This is a genomic window from Saccharibacillus sacchari DSM 19268 (assembly GCF_000585395.1).
In the GTDB taxonomy this organism is placed as follows: domain Bacteria; phylum Bacillota; class Bacilli; order Paenibacillales; family Paenibacillaceae; genus Saccharibacillus; species Saccharibacillus sacchari.
Genome location: NZ_KK073875.1, coordinates 5,743,641 through 5,764,502, shown reverse-complemented (window position 1 = coordinate 5,764,502; position 20,862 = coordinate 5,743,641). Strand labels below are relative to the sequence as shown.

Here is a 20,862-nt window from a genome sequence, read left to right as displayed (position 1 = left end):
CTTAAGCAGACATGGCAAAATCCGGACTTATTATCGTCGGCGGCGGGCTCGCGGGCCTTATGGCGACCGTCAAAGCAGCCGAAGCCGGCGTTCCTGTACAATTATTCTCCGTGGTTCCCGTCAAACGTTCGCACTCCGTGTGCGCGCAAGGCGGCATCAACGGAGCGGTTAATACAAAAGGCGAAGGCGATTCGCCTTGGATTCACTTCGACGACACGGTTTACGGCGGAGACTTTCTCGCCAACCAGCCTCCGGTCAAAGCGATGTGCGAGGCGGCTCCCGGCATCATCCACCTGATGGACCGGATGGGCGTCATGTTCAACCGTACGCCCGAGGGCCTGCTCGATTTCCGCCGCTTCGGCGGCACCAAGTTCCACCGCACGGCATTCGCGGGCGCGACCACAGGCCAGCAGCTGCTGTACGCGCTGGACGAGCAGGTTCGCCGCTACGAAGCCGCAGGACTCGTGACCAAGTACGAGAACTGGGAATTCCTCGGCGCGGTACTGGACGACGAAGGCGTCTGCCGCGGCGTCAGCTCGCAGAATCTGAAGACGATGGAAATCAAGACGTTCGTGGCCGACGCCGTGATTCTGGCAACGGGCGGACCCGGCATCATCTTCGGCAAAACGACCAACTCGGTCATCAACACGGGTACCGCGGCCAGCGCCGTCTACCAGCAGGGCGTTCATTATGCGAACGGCGAGTTCATTCAGATTCACCCGACGGCGATTCCGGGCGACGACAAGCTGCGGCTGATGTCCGAATCGGCACGCGGCGAAGGCGGGCGGATCTGGACGTACAAAGACGGTAAGCCGTGGTATTTCCTCGAAGAGAAATATCCGTCGTACGGCAACCTGGTGCCTCGCGATATCGCGACCCGGGAAATCTTCAACGTCTGCGTCGATCAGAAGCTCGGCATCAACGGCGAGAACATGGTCTACCTGGATCTCTCGCATAAGGACCCGAAAGAACTCGACGTCAAACTCGGCGGCATCATCGAAATTTACGAAAAGTTCATGGGTGACGATCCGCGCAAGATTCCGATGAAAATCTTCCCGGCAGTCCATTATTCGATGGGCGGCATGTGGGTCGACTATAACCAAATGACGAATATCCCCGGTTTGTTTGCAGCCGGCGAATGCGAGTATCAGTACCACGGCGCGAACCGTCTGGGTGCGAATTCGCTCGTCTCCGCGATCTACGGCGGCATGGTGGCCGGTCCGAAAGCGGTCGAGTATATCAAGGGCCTCAAAAAATCGGCCGCCGATCTATCCAGTACCTTGTTCGAGCGCGAAACGTCGAAACATGAAGCGCGCTACAACGAGCTGCTCGGCATGGACGGCACTGAAAACGCCTATGTCCTGCACCGCGAACTCGGCGAGTGGATGACCGACAACATGACGGTCGTTCGTTACAACGACAAGCTGGAGCAGACTATCGGCAAGATCAAGGAACTCAAGCAGCGCTACAAAAAGATCAACATGATCGACACGGCCAAGTGGAACAACTCCAGTGCCGCGTTCACGCGCCAGCTTTGGAATATGCTCGAGCTGGCCGAAGCCATGACCAAAGGCGCCCTGCTCCGCGACGAAAGCCGCGGCGCGCACTACAAGCCGGACTTCCCGATGCGGAACGACGAGGATTTCCTGAAGACGACGAAAGCCGAATGGACGGCCGATGGTCCGAAGATCACTTATGATCCTGTCGACGTCTCGCTGATCCCGCCTCGCGTTCGGGACTATTCGAAAGATTGAGAAAGTCCTGTTCGGGAGGGGAAGCTTAAGAACTGTGCTGCGGGAGAAATTCGTTCAAGGCGCTGTCTCACTCGGAAAACTGATTTAATTTAATAGAGGAAGTTTTCCGAGTTCAAAGGCGTCTTTCACTGAATTTCTCCCTCCGCACAGTCGCTTCGCTCCTTCAAGGGCTTTCTGGGGATGGTTAATTATAAAGCGCTTCACAAGAAGCGTTAAGGTCTAATAGAATTGTAGGGCGTACCATTGAGAAGTATGTTCTTCTCAAACTTTTTTTAAAAAAATCACAGTGATCGCGTCATCGATCTATGACGCGGAACCTCTTTTAACCCGATAAAAAGATTGAACGGAAAGGTCATGCTTTTAAAGGAAGAAGAAAAGGGAAGAAGATGTTCAGTGGAGAAGCTAAAGACTTTCGGAGAAAGTCACTTCGGAAGCAGAGGCTATAGTTCGCCTTTGACCTCGGGAATATTCTATATTAAAATCCAATCCACATTCCCGGGGTCAACAAGCGATCGAAACGAACATCTTTTTCCCGGCCTTTCTTCCCTTCTTTTAAACGCATAGGACCTCGCCGTAAAATGAATGGGGGAGAACAGACGATGGCGGAAACAACTGCACCGAACGCAGCTCAGAATACAGCCAGACGAGTCAAATTTATCATCACCCGTCAGGATACGCCAGAAACCAAGCCTTACACCGAAGAATTCGATCTCCCTTACCGTCCGGGGATGAACGTAATCAGCGCCCTGATGGAGATTCAGCGCAACCCGGTCAATGCGGGCGGCGGAGCGACGGCGCCTGTATGCTGGGAGTCGAACTGTCTCGAAGAAGTATGCGGCGCTTGTTCGATGGTTATTAACGGCAAGCCGCGTCAAGCCTGCTCGGCGCTGGTGGATCAGTTGGAGCAGCCGGTTCGGATTGCACCGATGTCGACGTTCCCGGTCGTGCGCGACCTGGTTATTGACCGCAGCCGGATGTTTAACGCGTTGAAAAAAGTCAAAGCATGGATTCCGATCGACGGCACGTACGATCTGGGCGCAGGCCCTCGCATGCCGGAGAAAAAGCGTCAGTGGGCGTATGAATTGTCCAAGTGCATGACTTGCGGCGTCTGCCTGCAAGCCTGCCCGAACGTCAATGACAAGACCGATTTCATCGGTCCGGCTGCTTTGTCGCAGGTTCGTCTGTTCAATGCTCACCCGACGGGCGAGATGAACGCCGACGATCGTCTGGACATGCTGATGGAAGGCTCGGACGGAATCGAAGGCTGCGGCAACTCGCAGAACTGCGTACGCGCGTGCCCGAAAGGCATTCCGCTTACGACATCCATCGCGGAGCTGAACAAGCAGACGACCAAGCGCATGTTCAAGCGTTGGTTCGCACAGTAAGCTTTTGAGCGAAAGAAGCTTTTCGACTTGCATATCGATCCGAGCAGCCCGGCAACGAGCTGCTCGGATTTTTGCGTACGTTCGTTTGCGTCAAAAGCTTTTTGCGTGAACATTTCGTGTTACACTGAAAGAACACTTTCATGCGCGGCCGGGATGGAATTCAACGTGCAGTCCGCATGATTGAGAACGTGTTCGATTCGATGCGGCTGCTCGAGCCCAACGATTTTTACAATCCGAAGGAGCAGAGAAACTACAATGAAACAACCTATTACGGAAAGACCCCATACAAGGAGTTCGATTGCCGAACAAGTCCGAGCGAGCGGCGTGCAGTCCGGCTCCGTGCTGTTGGTGCATTCATCCCTCAAAGCTATAGGCGGATGGATCGCAGGCGGAGCGGAGGCCGTGGTGTTGGGTCTGGAGGATGCGATCGGCGAAGAAGGGACGCTCGTGATGCCGACGCAATCGTCCGAATTGACCGATCCGGCGATTTGGATGAATCCGCCGCTTGATCCGCGTTGGTGGGATTTGGTGAGGGACGAGATGCCTGTCTACGATCCGGACATGACGCTGACTACGGGTATGGGAGCGATTCCCGAGACGTTTCGCAAACAGCGCGGGACGATTCGCAGCAGTCACCCGCATCTGTCTTTTGCCGCACGCGGACCTCAAGCTGCCGGAGTGACAGATAATCATTCGCTGGGCTACGGGCTGGGAGAGGGCTCGCCGCTCGCGCGTCTATATGAGCGGGATGCTTGGGTTCTGATGCTGGGGACCGGATACGGCACGAATACGTCTTTCCATCTGGCAGAGTATCGTGCGAACTATCGGGGGAAAAAAGAGCTGCGTCCCAAGGCGAAAGTGATGGGCGAAAACGGGCAGGAATGGGTATCGTTCGGCGATATCAATTTCGATTCGGATGATTTTGAACGGATGGGAGCCGACTTCGAGACCGAACGGAGTGCTTCCGTTTCGCGAGGAAAAATCGGCCAAGCGGAATGCCGTCTGATTCGCCAGCGCGTGCTGGTGGATTACGCCGTACGCTGGCTGGAGTTGTATCGTTAACGCATAATGATGAGGGGAGAACAAAGACATGGCGGACAAAGAGAGAATTTCCGGTAACCTGCCGAGCTGGTTGCCGATTCGAACGGAGCGTCTGGAATTGCGGATCTTGACCCATGAAGACATTCGGAAATGGAGCCGCACGGCTGACGATACCGAGGTGAACCGTTATCTGGCGTCAGCCGGACGGACTTTCGGTATCGGCAACCCGGATCGCGTGTACCGACAAATCGAAGAATCCTACCGCAGCTTGAGCGCGCTTCATCTGGGTATCTTTTTGCATGGCGGCGAAGAAATCATCGGCTTATGTTCGTTCCAACGCTGGGACGCCCGAGGCGGCAAAGCAGAACTGGGCTTCGCCCTGTCGCACGAATATTGGGGCAAGGGCTACGCCACCGAAGCCGCAGCCGCCCTGGCTGACTTCGGCTTTGAGCATCTGGAACTGGAGCGCATTCAAGCCCGCTGTTTCGTCAAAAATGCAGCTTCGCTGCGCGTCTTGGCGAAGATCGGCATGGAACGCCAACACCGCCCCGAATTCGGCTTCGGCGTCAAACGCCGCGACGACGAACTGGGTGTTGTCGTATTCACCCTAACGCCCGAAAAGCTCAAAGAAGGCCAAGCCTGATTTCCCGATTAGCTTAAAGCTTTTTGAAACGGCAGAAACGCTTTTTTACCAAAAAACTGGATTTGTTACACAAATGAAATATAAGCGACATTGTTCTCTAACATGCATGGGGTATAAATAAGACATGACCCCCTTTTGAAATAGAAGTGATTGGACCCGGACACCCGTCCGGGTCACTTTTTTTGTTCTGGGCCGCCTCGAAGCCATCATTTTGCTGCCCTTCTAATCAATCCTTCACATACAAAAAAGCTGCCCCGAAGTCACTCTTACGACTGGGGCAGCCTTTTTTATAAAAGCATCTAGATATCCATTGTTGCATATAAGCATAAATTTAAGCTCATCATCAATAAAAAGTCGCCATTCCTGCGAATAAGCAACAATTCCCCACCGACTCCCACTAAATACGCCAAACCGTCAAAAATTATTGCTTTTTAGCAACAATTCACGCCTACCTAAGGAAATCCGTTAAAATTGTTGCTTTTCCGCAACAATCGGTACTTAAACCGCCAACCCAGCTGATGAAGCCTAAAGTTACGTGCAATAACTAATGTCCCTCCATGCCATGACGGTCTTGAATCTAAAGTTGGAGGCGACGAGCGAAAAATTCGATTCGCACGCAAACCAACTACTGAATGCGTTCAAAATGCCAAGTCAGTCAACATCTATGTGACAATATCCCCATCCGCCTTGCCTTTAATTTTGTTTTTCCTATTCCCATACCCAGGAATAGAAAAAGTCCTTCGCGACAGAAGCTACGCGGCGGAGGGAGAAATTCAGGTCAAGACGCCTTTGAACGCGGAAAGCCGGAGGCTTTCCAAGTGAGACAGCGACTTGACCGAATTTCTCCCGCAGCCCTCCAGCTTCTTCCCCGAACAGGATTTCTGGTTATTCCTTAACCGACCCTAACGTGATCCCATGAATGAAATACCGCTGCAAAAACGGATACACCACCATGATCGGCAGCATCGCGATAAAGATCTTCGCCGCGTCGAGCGTCCGGTTGGACAGCTCCGATAACCGCCGATACTGGTCTTCGCTCATCGTCGCCGGATCGACCGAGACGACCAGCTGCTGAATATACGTTTGCAGCGGATAATACTGCTCCCGCGTCATAAAGATCAGGCCGTACAGGAACTCGTTCCAGTGATACACGATACTGAACAGCGTGATCGTCGCCAGCACCGGCACGGCAAGCGGCAGATAGATGCGGAATAACGAATACCACGGCCCCGCTCCGTCGACCAATGCCGCTTCATCCAGTTCTTTCGGCAGATTGCGGAAAAAGTTAACGGTCAAAATCACGTTGAACACCAGCGTCTGCGCGCCTCCTACCAGCACCAGCGCCCAGACGCTGTTCAGCATGCCGAGACCTTTTACCGTCAGATACAGAGGGATCAGGCCGCCGTTGAACAGCATGCAGAAGACCAGAATCCACATCAGCACGCCGCGGGCTTTGAACTGCCGATCGGTGCGCGAGAGCGGGTAAGCCATCAGTAGCACGACGACGAAATTCAACGCTGCGCCGAGCGCTACCCGCTGAATCGAGATCCAGAACGAGCCGAAAAATTGCGTGTCTTTTAAAATTTGCGTGTACGCGTTGAAATTGAATCCGACCGGCCACAGCCACACCTGACCCGCCGCCGCAGCGGAGTTGGAGCTGAGCGACAGGGCGAGGGTATACCAGATCGGCAAAATACAGGTCAGCGTGATGCTGATCAACACGACCAGAATCACGATATCCGTCAGGCGCGAACCCCATGTTCGATCCCGGATCATAGACGTACCTCCTGCTCTGGGATGGTGTTAGAATATCCGATAGTTGATCAGTCGATAGGCCAGGAAATAAGAGACGCTGATCAAAATAAAACCGATAACCGATTTGAGCAATCCGACGGCCGTCGCAAGTTCATACTGCAAGTTCAACAGACCCGTGCGATATACCCATGTATCGATAATGTCTCCGGTGGAGTAGACGAGCGGATTGTACAAGTTGAAAATCTGATCGAAGCCCGCGTTCAGCACGTTGCCGAGGCTGAGTACGGCGAGCAGCACGGCGGTCGTGCGGATACCGGGCAGGGTGATGTGCCACAGGCTTTTCCAACGTCCGGCTCCGTCCATGCCCGCCGCTTCGTACAGCGCCGGATTGATGCCCGTGAGCGCCGCCAGATAGATGATCGTGTTGAAGCCGAACTCTTTCCACACGTCGCTGCCGACTACGAGCCACGGGAACAGCTCCGCTTGAGCGAAGAATAAGGTGGGCTTGAAGCCGAACATCGCACCCAGTTGATTCACCGGGCCGTTGTAGGAGAAGAGGTCGAGAATAATCCCGCCGAGAATAACCCAGGACAGAAAGTGCGGCAGATAGACGACGGTCTGAATCCAGCGCTTAACTACGAGCTTGCGCAGTTCGTTGAGCATGAGCGCGAATACCAACGGCACGACCAGATGTGCAATAATTTTCAGAACGGCGATAATCAGCGTATTGAAAAAGACGTCCCGCGTATCTTTGAGCACGAACATGTAGCGGAAATGCTCCAGGCCCGCCCATTCGGAATGGAAAATGCCTTTGCCCGGATTGAAGTATTGAAAAGCGATCGCGATCCCGAACATCGGCACGATACTGAACACGATCAGCCATAAGTAACCGGGGAGCAGCATCAGGTAGTAGTGCTTGTCGAAGCTTTTGATCCGCATGGACTTGATCTCCTTTCTAAAGCGGAAACGCCTGACCCGATGAGGGTGTAGGACAGGGTGGAACGATCATGCATGTCGAGTGGAACGGCCGAGCAGAGATGAACAGCCTGAAAAGGAGAGCGTATTCGGCACAGTATGAACGCGGACAGCGGCTATTTCGGATCTGGTCGATTCCGCGTGCCCGATAAGCCGCGCCGCATGTCCGGTTCGCATTAAGCTATTGTCAAGCTATTGTTGAATCGCTTCCGCCACTTCATTCGTAATCTGCTCGCCGCCTTGGCGCTTCCAGTCTTCGACGAACTGGTCGAAGCTGTCCACCGGAGCGACGCCCATGACGATCTTCAGGAACATTTCGTCTTCCATCTTTTTGAGGTTGACCCAACGGCTTTCCATCAGCGGCGTCTGCTCGTAGATCAGGCTGTTGATTCGCTCCATCTCCGTATCGACGATGGGGTTGCCGCCGACCATGATCGAGTAGGCGCGCGTCCAGGCGCCCCAATCGGCGTCCGGCGTCCAGGTTCCGATGCTCCAATCGTCATACGGCTCCTGCTTGATCTTGGTGATGTTCTCCAGATCGGACGGGAGCAGCTTGTACGGACGGTCGTTGACGTAATCTTCTTTCGTTTTGGTTCCGGCCAGTACTTCTTTGATCGCTTTGTTCGTGAACTCGATTTCGTCCGAAGGGGCGAACACGACGCGCAGCGGATAGAAGCCGGGGCCGCCTTTGCTCGGGTCGAACGTGTTTTCCATCTCGTTTTTAAACAGATTGTTCAGCATTTTCATCGGGACTTCCGGATTGGCGTAGTCTTTGCGCACGACCACGAATTCGGTGGAAGGCGTCGCGGCATGAGGACGGAAAGCGCCGTCGGCATCCAGCGGAAGCGCATAGGCTTGCCAGTTGGCTTCGGGATCGTTTTTGACCGCGTTGGTCAGCGGACCGTAACCCATCCACCACGGAGCGAAAAAGATACCGGACTTGCCGTTGATGATCGGCTCGTCGGACGCTTCGCGCACCGCCATTTCCGGATCGATCAATCCTTGCGCATACAGGTCGCGCAGGCCGGATAACGCTTCTTTGGTCTCCGGCAGGGTAGAGCCGTATACGGGCTTGCCGCTGCCGTCGTCGAGCCAATAGCCCGGGAAAGCCCCATAGGCCGAGAAAATGGCGTCGAAGCCGTAGAGATTGTTTTTGGACTCCAGGAAGTTGGCGTACATTTTGCCGTCGCCGCTTTGCGGGCCGGAGATCCCGATCGTATCGGCGCTTCCGTTGCCGTCCGGGTCTTCTTCGACGAAAGCGCGCGCGACCGTCGCCAGCTCTTCCATGCTTTTCGGCGGCTCAAGTCCCAGCTTGTCCAGCCAATCTTGGCGAATCCACATGATATGGATGCCGTCGGCATCGGCTTGCACGCCGGGGATCGCATACATCTTGCCGTCGAAAGTGACCGACTTGAGGGCGGCGCCGTCCGTTTTATCGATAATGTCTTTGATTTCCGGAGACGCATACCGTTCATACACTTGCGTCAGATCGGCCAATTGTCCGGCGGCGACCATTTGACGCAGTTCCACGGCATTGACGACCATCGCGTCCGGCAGATCGTTGCTGGCGATCGCCAAACTGATCTTTTGCCGCATATTGGCTGCCGAAGCGGTGAACGCATGCTCCACTTTGATATTCAGCGCTTCTTCGATCTGTCTCGTATACTGATTGTCGAGCGGGGTGTCGCCTGTCGGCAGATCTTTGTCCGTCGGGTCCACCTGCATGCCGATGCTGATCGTCATCGGTTCTTCGTAACTTCCGTAGGGATCGGCGGGTTCGGTGCTTTGGGTTTGTTCTTCCTCGGTTGTCGGCTCCGTAGCCGTCTCTGAACCGCTGCTGCAAGCCCCAAGTGCCAATACTGCCGAGAGTGCGACCACGCAAGCTGCTTTGACCTTTCTTTTCATGACATTCCCCTCTTTTCTGTAGAAGATAGATGAGTCAGCTATAATCTAACATGAAGAAACCGCTTTCATGGATAGAAAGCGGTCTGCGAAACGGTAAGGTAAATGTGCGAAGTTTTCGGCGCGATCCGCAGTTTCGGACAAATCACCCCCTGATTAGCGGACATTTGTCTCCTTGAACGCATGCTGCTGCCGATATTCGCTCGGAAGCAGGCCGGTTTGCTCGCGGAAAATACGGCTGAAATACTTTTCGTCGGCATATCCGGTGCGCTCGGCTACCCATTGCACGGTTTTGCGCGTCTCGACCAGCAGCGAACAGGCCCGATTTATTCGCTGCTGCCGTACGTACTCATTGAACGTAACGCCCATGATATCGCGGAAGCATTGGCTGAAATAGCTGCGGCTCATATTGACCTCGTGCGCGATTCGCCCGGCTTGCAGCGACTCGGACAGACGTTCCCGGACGAGGGCCGCGGCTCGGGTTACGCTGGCTTGCACCTCGCTCGAATAAGGCTGCACGCCGAGAGCGAACCGAAGCTGATTCCGCATGCGATGCAGCTCTTGTACAGTCTCGACCCAGGAGTCGGCGGCTTGAGGCATGTCCAAACGTTTGCCCATTGCCGCTTCATAGATCGCATTCCAGGCATACGTCCAGCCGAGTATCTCACCGTGCAGCCGTTGCGGAGACAATCGGAGTTCCGCCAAGTCGCTCAACAAAGTTTCGAATTCGCCCAGTTCATGTACCCAATCGGGCTTGAAGCCGCGTCTGCGCAGCTCCGCCAATGTCCGTTGCGCAAGTTCTCCCTCGGCATTTCCTGCTGGGGTCTCGGATTCTTCTTGCTGCGCGCGATCGGATAGGTCGAGGTCGTACAGATACAAATCCGGCTGTCTGGCATAAAACCATTCATCCGTCGCGTAGTCCGCCAGCTGTGCGCTGATTTCGGCTTTATTTTTTCCTTGAAGTCCATGCAGGCGAAGAAAGGCGCTATTTTTCGGGCAACCTGGCGCACCGTTCAGCAGAGCCTCCAGTTTCCGGGCTTCTGCCGCATCTTCCGCGAACCACGCCGGCAATTTCGGAGCTGCCCAAACATCGGGTTCGCGCAGAGCAGGGGAAAGACGCTCTAACAGGGCTCGAACCTCTGCGTCGGATGAAGCAGGAGCGATCCACGCATAACCTTGATCCGCGGAACAGGAATGAACGACGGAGGAGCTTTCTTTGCGACGCTCGCTTGCGATCCGCGAACAAATGCGTTCCAGCACTTCTTCGAAACGTTCTTCTTCCAATTGGACTTTGGCGATATAATCGATCGCTCCCAGGCGAAGCGCTTCTTGAATATACGAAAAGTCCTGATGCAGCGTGAGCACGACAATAAACATGCGCGGATAGCGAACCCGTGCTTCGCGCATCAGTTCCAGTCCCGACATCACGGGCATCGCCAGATCGGTCAGCAGCAGATCCACTTCCTGCGTCTCCAGAAACTCCAACGCCTTTTCCCCGTTACGGGCTTCGCCTGCTACTTGAAGTCCGAATTCCGCCCAAGGCATAGCCGAAATCAACCCGCGTCGTACCAGTTTGTCGTCATCCACGATCAGCACGTTCAACATCTGTCGATCCCTCCTCGTAGGGTAGTAATAGACGTACTGTTGTTCCTTGGCCCGGCGTGCTTTCCAATAGCAGCTTGGCTCGGCCTTCGTAATGCGATCCGATCATGCGTTTCACGTAATTCATGCCGATCCCCATCCCGACTTTTTCGTGAGCGGAGGTCTGTTCATGCAGCAGGCGTTGGATTTCCTCTTCGGAGATTCCGCCGCCGTTGTCGGTAATCGCCAACTCGATAAAATCGTTTTCGTGCCGGACATCGACCCCGATATGCCCTTCGTCGTCGAGTCCGTGGTACAAGGCATTTTCCACAAGCGGCTGCAAAATGAAGCGGGGCACCGGAACGTCCAGCACTTCGTCTTCCACCCGGATGCGCACGTCGAAATCGAAGTCGTAGCGAATCTGCTGAAGAATCAAATACTGGCGCAGCGAGTCCACTTCTTCCCGGATCGTCGACACCTGACCGAGCTTGCCAAGGTTGTAGTAGAGCAGCCGGTTGAGCGAAACGAGCAGTTTGTCGATTTCTTTTTGCCCGTGAATGACAGCCAGCCAATGCGCCGTATCCAGCGTGTTCATCAGAAAGTGCGGGTTGATTTGATACAGCAGTTTTTCCACTTCCAGATCCGCGCGCCGTTTTTCTTTTTGTTCCACCTCGTGGATGAGCGCGGCGATCTGATGCTTCATATGATGAAACTGCTGCTGCAAATCCTGAAATTCGGGAATATGCGTCGGCGGCGAGGGTGTATCGAATCGGCTTCGCGCTACGTTGTGCATATCGCGGTTAAACTGATTCAGCGGTTTGTACACCATTTTCCACAGCAATCCGGCCGTCGATAATCCCACTGCGAGAAAAAGGAGCAATAGCGTCGTCATGATCTGGAGCCAGCGTCTTTTCTCCGCTTCGTAATCGCTTTTCGGAATCAGGGAAACAATGCTCCATCCTTGATTGCTTGTCCCTTTGAACCAATAATAATTACCTTCCAACCCCGAACTCGGCATTGCTTGACCGCTTTCCCCTGTAGAAGTGCTAGTAGGACGAAAAAGACGATTCTCGGCGAAAACATCAGGCAGCTCGGTATACGCGATACGCTGGTCATTGTCGAGAATCAGGTGGGAGGAGGTCTTGACGATATTATCGCTGTCGAGAATGTTCTGGGTCAGTTTGAAACCGGATTCAATATACACGTAGACTTGGCCGCGCCCCGGCAGACTGACCTCCCGTAACGCAGACAGCACGTATTGATCGTTAAAACGGTCGTTGCTGATATGCGGCCCGTAGTAGGAAATCCCGTAATAGGCGGCAAGCAGCGGCAGTTTGTCCGGATCGAATTGATCCCGCGGTCCGGCATTGGCAAAACGCATCCGGTCTTCGTCGGCAAAATAGTAAGCGACGAAACCGGTGGACGGGTTGGTAAACGTGATCAGGTTAAGCTCGCTTTGAATCTCTTCGATCAGCGAGGCCCGGTCGTATGCGCGTTCTGCCGACAGATACTGCTCCAGCAATTTGCCGACGCTGCCCGGATAGGCGAGCTGCTGCGAGACATGATTCAGGTTGCTGATCGTATTTTCGAGCGAGAGCTGCATTTGATGCAGATTGCTTTGGACGCCCGAGTTCAGATTGTCGCTTAGAATGACGGAAATGGTGCGGTTGGACACGAATGTCGTAATGGCAAAAGGAATGATGATGCCCGATGCGAAAATGAGCAGGATGCGCTTCTTCAACGTAAGGCGTTCCGGCCGCGGCAGGCGCATGCGGCGGAGCCAGTTTTTCATGCCTTCACCTTCCTTGCCGTAGAATCACTCAAATTGTAACCGATACCATAGTGACGCGCAATTTGAAAAAGCAGGCAAAAATCAAAAAAAGACCGCGTTGTCGCGCAAAGGCAACAACCGGTCTTTCGGTATTCGCGGAGCGAAAATAAGTCTGTTCATGAATAACGGATCGACGGCATGCCGCGCCGCGCACTGCCGAGATCTTTTACAGCGGAACCGACACCGGTTTGCGTTCTTTGACGTAAACCCATTCCTTGAACCCGATGTCCCGCAGCTTGTTCGCCACGGCATCGAAATCTTCGCCGACGCGGGAAGGCTTGTGCGCATCCGAGCCGAACGAGATGGACGCGCCGTAATGCAGCGCGCGTTCCAAAATGGCATCGGACGGATACCAGCCGCCGCATAATTTGGTCCCGCCGGAGGTATTGACTTCGATGGCAAGCCCCAGCTCGCCGATCGTTCGGAGCGCCGAGTCGATCGCGTCATCGGCCGGAATATCGACGAACGCCGGATAGTAGCCTTTCATCGCGTCGATATGGCCGAGAATCTGGAACATGCCGCTGCGCGCCGAAGCTTCGATCAGGCGGTAGTATTCTTTTTTCGCTTCGATCATTTGCTCCGCCGGAACGCCTGCCCAGCGATTGCGGTCGAAGATGCTTTTGCCGCTGCTGATATGAACCGAACCGATCACGTAGTCGAACGGATAACGCTCGATCGCTTCGCGATAAGGGCGTTCGTGGTCGATAAAATAGTCCGATTCGATGCCGAGCAGCACGTCGATTTTGCCTGCGTACTCTTTTTTCAATTGCAGCACTTCATCGACGTAAGCCCCAAGCTCCAGCCGCGACATGGTGATCGACGGAGCCGGGTGGTCGAGCGGGCTGAACAGATGCGGCATATGGTCGGATATCCCGATAACGGAAAGGCCTTCCTTGATGGCGGCCTCGATATAGTCGCGAATATCGCCGTCCGCATGTCCGCAGCGATAGTGATGGGTATGAAGATCGAACTTCATGGACGGAACCTCCTTTTTCATGCAAACCGATTATCTCCTCACTCGGAGCCGATAAATTGCGTTTCCGGCATGCCTTTGAGATCGGCGAGGAATTGGCGCATGGCCGAGTTGATGTATTTGCCCGAACGATAGATAACGCCGACCGGATGGCTGGTCTCGAACTCTTTGACGGGCAATCGGATCAGTGAGCCTTGGCGCACCTCCCGGGAGGTCGATAGCTTGGAGATTACGGCGGCGCCGAGATTGAGCTCAACCATGCGCTTTACTTCTTCGCTGCTGGACAGCTCCATGGCGATCTGCGGCGTGATGCCGTGCTCCTTGAACACCTGCTCGACGAAGCGCCGTCCGACCGTATCCGGGGACAGCATGATAATCGGAACTTCTTTGAGGTCTTCCAGGCGAATTTTATCCTTGCGGGCCAATTCGTTCTGGGGAGAGACGACAAGTTCGAACGTATCGTAGTAAAGGACGGACGTCTCCAGATCGGGATTGCGTTCGATCAGGTAGCCGATGCCGATATCGACGGAGCCGTTTTCGACCAGACTGTAGATTTGCGAAGAAGGCATCGACTGGATACTGGTCTGGATCAGCGGGAACTGGTTCTGGAAATAAGACAGCACGCGCGGCAAAATCTGAATGGCGATCGAGGTCGTCGTGCCGAGCATGATGTGGCCCTGCGGCGTTTCTTCGAGATCGGTAATCTTTTGTTTCAGTTCCTCGACGACGGCGAGAATGCGTTCGGCATGCTCGAGAAAGACCAATCCGCGATCGGTCAGCGTGACGGGCTGGCTGCGATCGACCAGAACGGCTTTAAATTCGTCTTCAAGGCTTTTGATCTGCGCGGAAACGGCGGGTTGTGTAAGGTTGAGCAGTTCCCCGGCTTTGCGGAAACTCATCGTCTTCGAGATTGTGACGAGCGTCTCCAACTGACTCATATTCATGAAACTTCTCCTCCCACCGCGTATTGATTCCTTAAATTATAGGTGCAAAATGAAAAGAAAAGCAATGTGAAAACGAATAATATTAAGGAAGAAAAAAATCGGGATTTTTGTACGCCCTGCACAATCGCCGAATGATCGAACAAACAGGCCGAAGGCGAAAAATGAAAAAACCTCCTGCTTAAGTCGTGATTTTTTCGGAAATGGGTCTTTAGCTGTAAAAAAAAGGCCTTTCGTTGGCGATAAAAGAAGAAGCCGGATTTTTTCAGAATTCGACGCGGGCTGACCAGACGGTTATGGGCTGTAAGGTTCGTTTTCGAACCGTTCACGTGTCGCTCCATTGTCGAAAAAAGTCGATATGTCACATGTTTCGTCGGATGTTGATCTTAAAATATTCATTTAAAATGAGATGCTTTATTTTTCGGTCTCGCGTATAATTGGGATAACCTAGAATGGGACTAAAGGTTAATGAGTTGGAAGTCCCAAATACCCGATATACGTGATTCCAAAAACCTAAGCAGTAGGGAGAGAACAAGTTATGAAAGCGGAGGTAATCAACCCGTTTTTGGAATCGGCCAAGCTGGTGCTCCAGCAGGTCATTCAGATTTCCCCGTCGACGGGAACGCTCGCGGTCAAAAGCGTAAAACCGATCGACGACCATATCTGGATCCAAATCGGCATGACCGGACAACTGACAGGCAATATTATTTTCGGTCTGCACGAGCAGGTCGCGATGCGGATCGTATCCGCCATGATGGGCGGCTTCACGATTACGGAACTGGACGAGATGGGCCGAAGCGCGATTTCGGAGCTGGGCAACATGATTAGCGGCAATGCGGGGATTTTGCTGTCGAACCAAGGCGTAACCGTGGATATCACGCCTCCGAACGTGGTACACGGACAAGAATTCACGGGAACCATGCCGGATAAGGCACTGACCATTCCGCTGTTGATGGACGGGATCGGCGAGCTGGATATTCAAGTCCTGATCTCGTAAACTGAACAGGCGAGCTTATGAAAGTCCTGAAGCTCTGAAGGAGCATTCGCCTTGACGTTAACGAACAAAATTGTATGGATCACAGGCGCTTCGAGCGGGATCGGGGCGCTTATCGCGCGTTTGGTCTCGGAACGCGGAGGGATTCCGATCCTGACCGCGCGTTCGGAAAATAAATTGCGCGAAGCCGCGAATGCCGTGCCCGGGAAGCATGGCATTGTGGTTCTTGACGTCGGCGCCGAGGAATCGGTGCAGGCTGCCGCGCAAAGCATCATCGCGGAGTACGGCCGAATCGATATTTTGGTCAACAACGCGGGCTACGGCCTGTTCGGGAGCGTCGAAGATATGGACATGCAGGATTACGAAGGCATTATGAACGTCAATTATTTCGGCGTTGTCCGTTGTACGAAGGCCGTGCTTCCGCATATGCGTCTTGCCGGAAGCGGACAGGTTCTGACGGTGGCTTCCATGGCCGGCAAATTCGCTACGGCGAAATCGGCCGGTTACGCAGCATCCAAGCATGCGGTATTGGGCTTTATGAATTCGCTGCGCCAGGAGCTGCGCGGGAGCGGGATTGCCGTATCTTCGATGAATCCGGGGCCGATCGACACGCCGTTTTTCGAGACGGCCGATCCGGACGGCACGTATGTCCAAAGCGTTAATCGCTTTATTTTACCGCCTGAAAAGGTGGCTCGCGAGATTGTGCGCATGATGGAAACGCGCAAAGCCGAGATCGATCTTCCGCGATATTTCGGCTTGGCTGTTCGATTGTACGGGCTGATGCCGCGGACGGCGGACAAGCTGGCGGGTCGTTTTCTCAATTTAAAGTAAGTCGAAATCCGATGCACCCGTGCAGCGTCTTGCTCAATCGTTACGAATCCGGGGGGACGAATGACGAGCCGGCTTGAACAGAGGTCATAAAAATACTCCAATCATTCACGCGCATCGAGAATGATTGGAGTATTTTTTTCAAATATCTGATCTAGGGCGTGTCTTCAAACCTCGACGGAAGCAGATTTTGCCGAATTTTCGTGCTGAATAAGGAACTTTTCCGCAGTCGTGCCGGGGCACATCAAGGGAAAGTGACGCGACGTTGCCGGAATCGTACACGCTTTAGGTACGAATCCGGGGCAGCGCGAAAAGGCGGTAAAAGATGCACGTTGGCAGGTTTGAAGACACGCCCTAGTATGGATGAGTGATTAGCGGTTACGGGGACAGGCGTCCTTTTCTAAAGCGTTTGATCAGAACGTAAAGTCCAAAACCGATAATAAAGATCGCGGCCGCCGGCAGTATGTAAGGTTTTATAAGCTCATCTACATGCTCCCACTGAGAGCCTAGCTTAAAGCCTAGATACACATAAATAGATGTAATAGGCAGCATGGCTAAGAAAGTATACAGACTGAATTTAAACACATTCATTTTGGTAACCCCGCAAGGTATGGATATCAAAGTTCTGATCCCTGGCACGAACCGCCCGTAAAAAGCGACCCCGCTGCCGTATTTCTCAAAGAAACGATCAGAGGCTTCTAAATGATGTGTGCGAATGAAAAAATACTTGCCGAATTTCTCAACCAGGGGCCTTCCGCCAAATCGACCAATCGCATATAGCGTCAGTGGGCCGAATGTGCCTCCGACCGTACCTGCCAAGATCGTAAGAATAAGGTTCATATCTCCAAGATAAACCCAGTAACCTGCAAGCGGAAGAACAAGTTCAGCAGGCACAAATTCGAATGATAAAGCAATAACCACGCCTGCATACGACAAATCCTTGAAAAAAAGGATGAATTCCGTAATCCATTGAGTCACGTCACGCCCTCCAAGAGTCTATCTGATTTTTGAAGCTACACATTATCGATCACTTATTGAGCCACTTACTTCTGCTATAAAAGTAACAATAGGAATGGTAGCTTGTCAAAACTTGCATCATTTATATGAAAATAGTTACATTTAAAAACCTATCCAAAAAGCTGAATAAAGCTCTTTAAGACACGGCTTAAGCAGAAGGACGTTTTCGCAGGGCTTTTTTTGTGTTAAAAGTAAGGGAAGAATATGTGTTAAGGCAAGGGGGAGAGAGGGATGGCCTGGATCGCTTCGCAAGCTTATTATCGAGTACAGCGCGAAGTCAGCGAAGGACAGCAGCGTTGCAGCGTATCGGACCGCCGGATCGACCTGTATCACGACCGCATCACGACGCATCGCCGGGAGTTTCAGTTGGCGCATGTGTTCGATATTTCTTACCGCCGAATAGGCGGAGGGATCGGCATGCTTTATTTGCATACAAGTATTGGCGTATTCCCGTATACGGTCAATACCGATCCGATGCCGTTTATTACTTGCTTCAAATCAATGCCGAGCGAGAAACCTTCCGAATAAAAATAGTCAATGTCTGTTTGGACTTTTCCTTTAAGGCTGTGTCTGCGCGTTTTGCGTGGGTGCAGCCTTTATTTTTTGCCCGCTGAATCATTAGTAAGATAAATCTAACGTTGACGTCAACGTTATTATGATGTAATATACATATGTAAAAGTTGTTATATATAAAAGGAGGGCGTTACATCGTGTTCAAAATCGACGAAGTCGCCCGGGAGACGGGACTTACCAAACGGACGATTCGCTATTACGAAGAAATCGGCTTAATGCCCGCTCCGCAACGCAGCGAAGGCGGAACCCGTCAGTATACGCAAGCGCATATCGAGCATTTGCAGCGCGTCATCTCGGCACGCGACGTACTGGGCTTTTCGCTGCAAGAGATTCAGGAATATATGGATTATGCGCAGGCATTGACGGGACAACGCGAACTGTATCCGCAGATCCGCGAGCCCGAGCGCCAACTGGAGAAGCTGCGCGAAATGGACGGTACGTTGGAAGCTCAGCTTCGCGCCCTGGACGAGAAAGTCAGCAAGATTCTGGCGATGAAGCAGGAGTTGGAGCAGTTCCGCGATCGGGTAACCGCCGGAATTGCCAGAATAGAGAAGGAACAAGATCAATCTGAAGCCAAAATCACGGAGGGGAAAAACTCATGAAAAGCGAAACGCCGATACGCGCCAACACACTGCCTCCCGAGGGAAAATCCCTGAAGGAAGGCGGTTTTTTATCGCAGCCGAAAGCGGTCTGGGCCGTCATGTTCGCCTGCATTATCTCGTTTATGGGCATCGGACTGGTCGATCCGATCCTGCCGGCGATTGCCACGCAATTGGACGCATCGCCGAGCCAAGTGTCGCTGCTGTTCACCAGTTATAACTTCGTCACCGGCGTCGCGATGCTGATCACCGGGTTCGTTTCCAGCCGGATCGGGGTCAAAAAGACCTTGTTGAGCGGTATTTTCTTGACCGTCGTGTTTGCGGCGCTGGCCGGTTCGTCGGATACGATTGCTCAAATCGTCGGCTTCCGCGGCGGTTGGGGACTCGGGAACGCCTTGTTCATCGCAACGGCACTATCGGCGATTGTGGGACTTTCAACGTCGGGGACAGCAAAAGCCATCATTTTATATGAAGCAGCACTGGGTTTGGGGATTGCGGTCGGACCGCTGCTGGGCGGAGAGCTTGGCTCAATTTCGTGGAGAGGACCTTTCTTCGGCGTCAGCGTGTTGATGGCTCTTGCCTTTGTGGCCGTCACTGTGCTGCTGCCGAAGATTCCGAAACCGAAAACGACCAGCAAATTATCCGATCCGTTTAAAGCGCTGGCGTTTCCGTCGCTGATGACGCTCGGCATCGTGGCTTTCTTGTACAACTTCGGCTTTTTCACGCTCATGGCGTACTCGCCTTATGTGATGGGGCTTGACGAGCACGGGCTTGGCTATGTGTTCTTCGGTTGGGGGCTGCTGCTTGCGATCACCTCCGTGTTTGTCGCGCCGCGTATCCAAAGCCGCTTCGGCACGGTGCGTTCGATGGCGGTCATGCTAACGCTGTTCGCGATCGATTTGCTGGCGATGGCGATCGGTACGGTGATGGGCAGTCCGACTACCGTTATCGTCTGCGTCATCGTTGCCGGTGCGTTCCTGGGTATCAACAACACGCTGATCACCACGGCTGTTATGGAGTCCGCTCCGGTCGAACGTTCCACCGCATCCGCGGCTTACAGCTTCGTTCGGTTCATGGGCGGCGCGGTGTCTCCGTTCCTGGCGGGCAAACTGGCGGAATGGTTCAGCGCGGAAATGCCGTTTTACTTCGGTGCGGCAATGGTCGTGATCGGCGTGATCGCGTTGCTGCTGAGACGTCGCCATCTGTCGCATATCGATGCGGCGATCAGTCATTAAGACTCAACCTTTTACAGAGAGGAAGCGGGAAAAATGAAGCATATCGTAGCAGCCATAGACGGTTCGGCAGGTTCAGTAAGGGCTTTGGAAGAAGCGATTAAGCTGGGGCAGTCTTTGGCTGAATCTCCGAAAGTGACGGCATTGCATATTGATTCGTTCGTGTCGATGAACGAGCCGCCGTTCGGCGTCGACCCGGACGAGCGGATCGAGGCAGAGGGATTGGCACTGTTGAAGTCGGCCGAGGAGAAGCTTGCGGCTTCGGGGCTTGCTTACGAGACAGCGGTGCGAAAAGGCGATGCGGCGCGCGAAATTTGCGAATTTGCTCGAAGCGAAAGCGTCGATCTGCTTGTAGTAGGCACGCGCGGGCATGGCCTGGCGGCCGAACTGCTGCTGGGCAGCGTGAGCCACAAGGTCATTCAGCACGCGCCGTGCCCGGTGATGACGGTTCGGTAAACGGGGAGAGCCGGGCGTAACTCAGTAGGGGAGAAGTGAGCAGGGCCGCAAGGAGTCGTTTATTGGAATCGTAAGGAGTCATTCAGCAGGACAGCGGAGTGGCAGGGCAAGTCGTTCAGGACAGTGCGGTAAGTTGTAAAAAGTACAAGATTATGTCTGCAAAAAGGCCAATTATCAAGCTTAAGTTGCAGAATATGCATCATTTTTCGAAAAATGAGGCTTGAAAGGATGCGTTTTTGCTGATTTTGTTGCAAAAAATACAACTTGAGTATGTCGAGCTTTGTTTTTCGCATAAGAATGTTGCCCAAACTGCAAGACCGCAAATAGAGGCACGTTGAATCATTGATCGATCAAGCAAGCATCCTTTCCCGTTAGCAGGCGA

At 53.4% G+C, this 20,862-nt stretch carries 18 protein-coding genes; 10 read left to right on the top strand and 8 right to left on the bottom strand.

Annotated features, from left to right (window positions below; all coding sequences use genetic code 11):
• The first annotated feature begins 11 nt into the window (after positions 1–11).
• The 4 genes from sdhA to SACSAC_RS27435 all read left to right on the top strand — a co-directional run bounded on the left by sdhA (position 12) and on the right by SACSAC_RS27435 (position 4,823).
• The gene (sdhA, locus tag SACSAC_RS25015) at positions 12–1,754 is read left to right on the top strand and encodes a succinate dehydrogenase flavoprotein subunit (RefSeq protein WP_037291145.1); all 1,743 of its coding nucleotides are present in this window, start codon (positions 12–14) and stop codon (positions 1,752–1,754) included.
• 599 nt (positions 1,755–2,353) lie between these two features.
• The gene (sdhB, locus tag SACSAC_RS25010; protein WP_037291144.1) at positions 2,354–3,139 is read left to right on the top strand and encodes a succinate dehydrogenase iron-sulfur subunit; all 786 of its coding nucleotides are present in this window, start codon (positions 2,354–2,356) and stop codon (positions 3,137–3,139) included.
• A 255-nt stretch (positions 3,140–3,394) separates the two neighbouring features.
• Positions 3,395–4,201, top strand: a complete 807-nt coding sequence (locus SACSAC_RS25005) for an AAC(3) family N-acetyltransferase (protein ID WP_037291143.1) — start codon at positions 3,395–3,397, stop codon at positions 4,199–4,201.
• A gap of 28 nt (positions 4,202–4,229) precedes the next feature.
• On the top strand, positions 4,230–4,823 hold the full coding sequence (locus tag SACSAC_RS27435) for a GNAT family N-acetyltransferase (RefSeq protein WP_051507405.1): 594 nt from the start codon (positions 4,230–4,232) through the stop codon (positions 4,821–4,823).
• Positions 4,824–5,708: 885 nt separating this feature from the next.
• Here SACSAC_RS27435 and SACSAC_RS24995 read toward each other — a convergent pair.
• The 7 genes from SACSAC_RS24995 to SACSAC_RS24965 all read right to left on the bottom strand — a co-directional run bounded on the left by SACSAC_RS24995 (position 5,709) and on the right by SACSAC_RS24965 (position 14,784).
• Positions 5,709–6,599, bottom strand: a complete 891-nt coding sequence (locus SACSAC_RS24995; RefSeq protein WP_037291142.1) for a carbohydrate ABC transporter permease — start codon at positions 6,597–6,599, stop codon at positions 5,709–5,711.
• A gap of 27 nt (positions 6,600–6,626) precedes the next feature.
• Positions 6,627–7,517: an ABC transporter permease gene (locus SACSAC_RS24990; RefSeq protein ID WP_037291141.1), complete on the bottom strand. Its 891-nt coding sequence runs from the start codon at positions 7,515–7,517 to the stop codon at positions 6,627–6,629.
• Positions 7,518–7,745: 228 nt separating this feature from the next.
• Positions 7,746–9,458, bottom strand: coding sequence for an extracellular solute-binding protein (locus SACSAC_RS24985; RefSeq protein ID WP_037291140.1), 1,713 nt, complete (start codon positions 9,456–9,458; stop codon positions 7,746–7,748).
• A 153-nt stretch (positions 9,459–9,611) separates the two neighbouring features.
• Positions 9,612–11,060 (bottom strand): response regulator, encoded by a 1,449-nt coding sequence (locus SACSAC_RS24980; RefSeq protein ID WP_037291139.1) that lies wholly within the window; start codon positions 11,058–11,060, stop codon positions 9,612–9,614.
• The gene (locus SACSAC_RS24975; RefSeq protein WP_051507404.1) at positions 11,035–12,828 is read right to left on the bottom strand and encodes a sensor histidine kinase; all 1,794 of its coding nucleotides are present in this window, start codon (positions 12,826–12,828) and stop codon (positions 11,035–11,037) included. Before SACSAC_RS24975 ends, SACSAC_RS24980 begins: the two co-directional genes overlap by 26 nt.
• 205 nt (positions 12,829–13,033) lie before the next feature.
• Positions 13,034–13,843: a histidinol-phosphatase gene (locus tag SACSAC_RS24970; RefSeq protein WP_037291138.1), complete on the bottom strand. Its 810-nt coding sequence runs from the start codon at positions 13,841–13,843 to the stop codon at positions 13,034–13,036.
• 38 nt (positions 13,844–13,881) lie between these two features.
• Positions 13,882–14,784, bottom strand: coding sequence for a LysR family transcriptional regulator (locus SACSAC_RS24965; RefSeq protein ID WP_037291137.1), 903 nt, complete (start codon positions 14,782–14,784; stop codon positions 13,882–13,884).
• Positions 14,785–15,319: 535 nt separating this feature from the next.
• On the opposite strand from SACSAC_RS24965, the gene SACSAC_RS24960 reads away from it, so the two are divergent.
• The gene (locus tag SACSAC_RS24960) at positions 15,320–15,778 is read left to right on the top strand and encodes a chemotaxis protein CheX (protein ID WP_037291136.1); all 459 of its coding nucleotides are present in this window, start codon (positions 15,320–15,322) and stop codon (positions 15,776–15,778) included.
• A 51-nt stretch (positions 15,779–15,829) separates the two neighbouring features.
• The gene (locus tag SACSAC_RS24955) at positions 15,830–16,606 is read left to right on the top strand and encodes an SDR family NAD(P)-dependent oxidoreductase (protein WP_037291135.1); all 777 of its coding nucleotides are present in this window, start codon (positions 15,830–15,832) and stop codon (positions 16,604–16,606) included.
• Between the two features lie 375 nt (positions 16,607–16,981).
• Here SACSAC_RS24955 and SACSAC_RS24950 read toward each other — a convergent pair whose 3' ends face one another.
• A complete protein-coding gene (locus tag SACSAC_RS24950) occupies positions 16,982–17,581 on the bottom strand; it encodes a DedA family protein (protein ID WP_037291134.1) in 600 nt (199 codons plus the stop codon).
• 270 nt (positions 17,582–17,851) lie between these two features.
• On the opposite strand from SACSAC_RS24950, the gene SACSAC_RS24945 reads away from it, so the two are divergent.
• From SACSAC_RS24945 to SACSAC_RS24930, 4 genes are all read left to right on the top strand, one after another.
• A complete protein-coding gene (locus SACSAC_RS24945; protein ID WP_037291133.1) occupies positions 17,852–18,148 on the top strand; it encodes a hypothetical protein in 297 nt (98 codons plus the stop codon).
• A gap of 182 nt (positions 18,149–18,330) precedes the next feature.
• A complete protein-coding gene (locus SACSAC_RS24940; protein WP_245608700.1) occupies positions 18,331–18,795 on the top strand; it encodes a MerR family transcriptional regulator in 465 nt (154 codons plus the stop codon).
• Positions 18,792–20,027 carry an MFS transporter gene (locus SACSAC_RS24935; protein ID WP_037291132.1) on the top strand — a complete coding sequence of 412 codons (1,236 nt, stop codon included), beginning with the start codon at positions 18,792–18,794 and terminating at the stop codon, positions 20,025–20,027. The genes SACSAC_RS24940 and SACSAC_RS24935 overlap by 4 nt, the downstream gene beginning before the upstream one ends.
• Positions 20,028–20,060: 33 nt before the next feature.
• On the top strand, positions 20,061–20,480 hold the full coding sequence (locus tag SACSAC_RS24930; protein WP_037291131.1) for a universal stress protein: 420 nt from the start codon (positions 20,061–20,063) through the stop codon (positions 20,478–20,480).
• Positions 20,481–20,862: the final 382 nt, after the last annotated feature.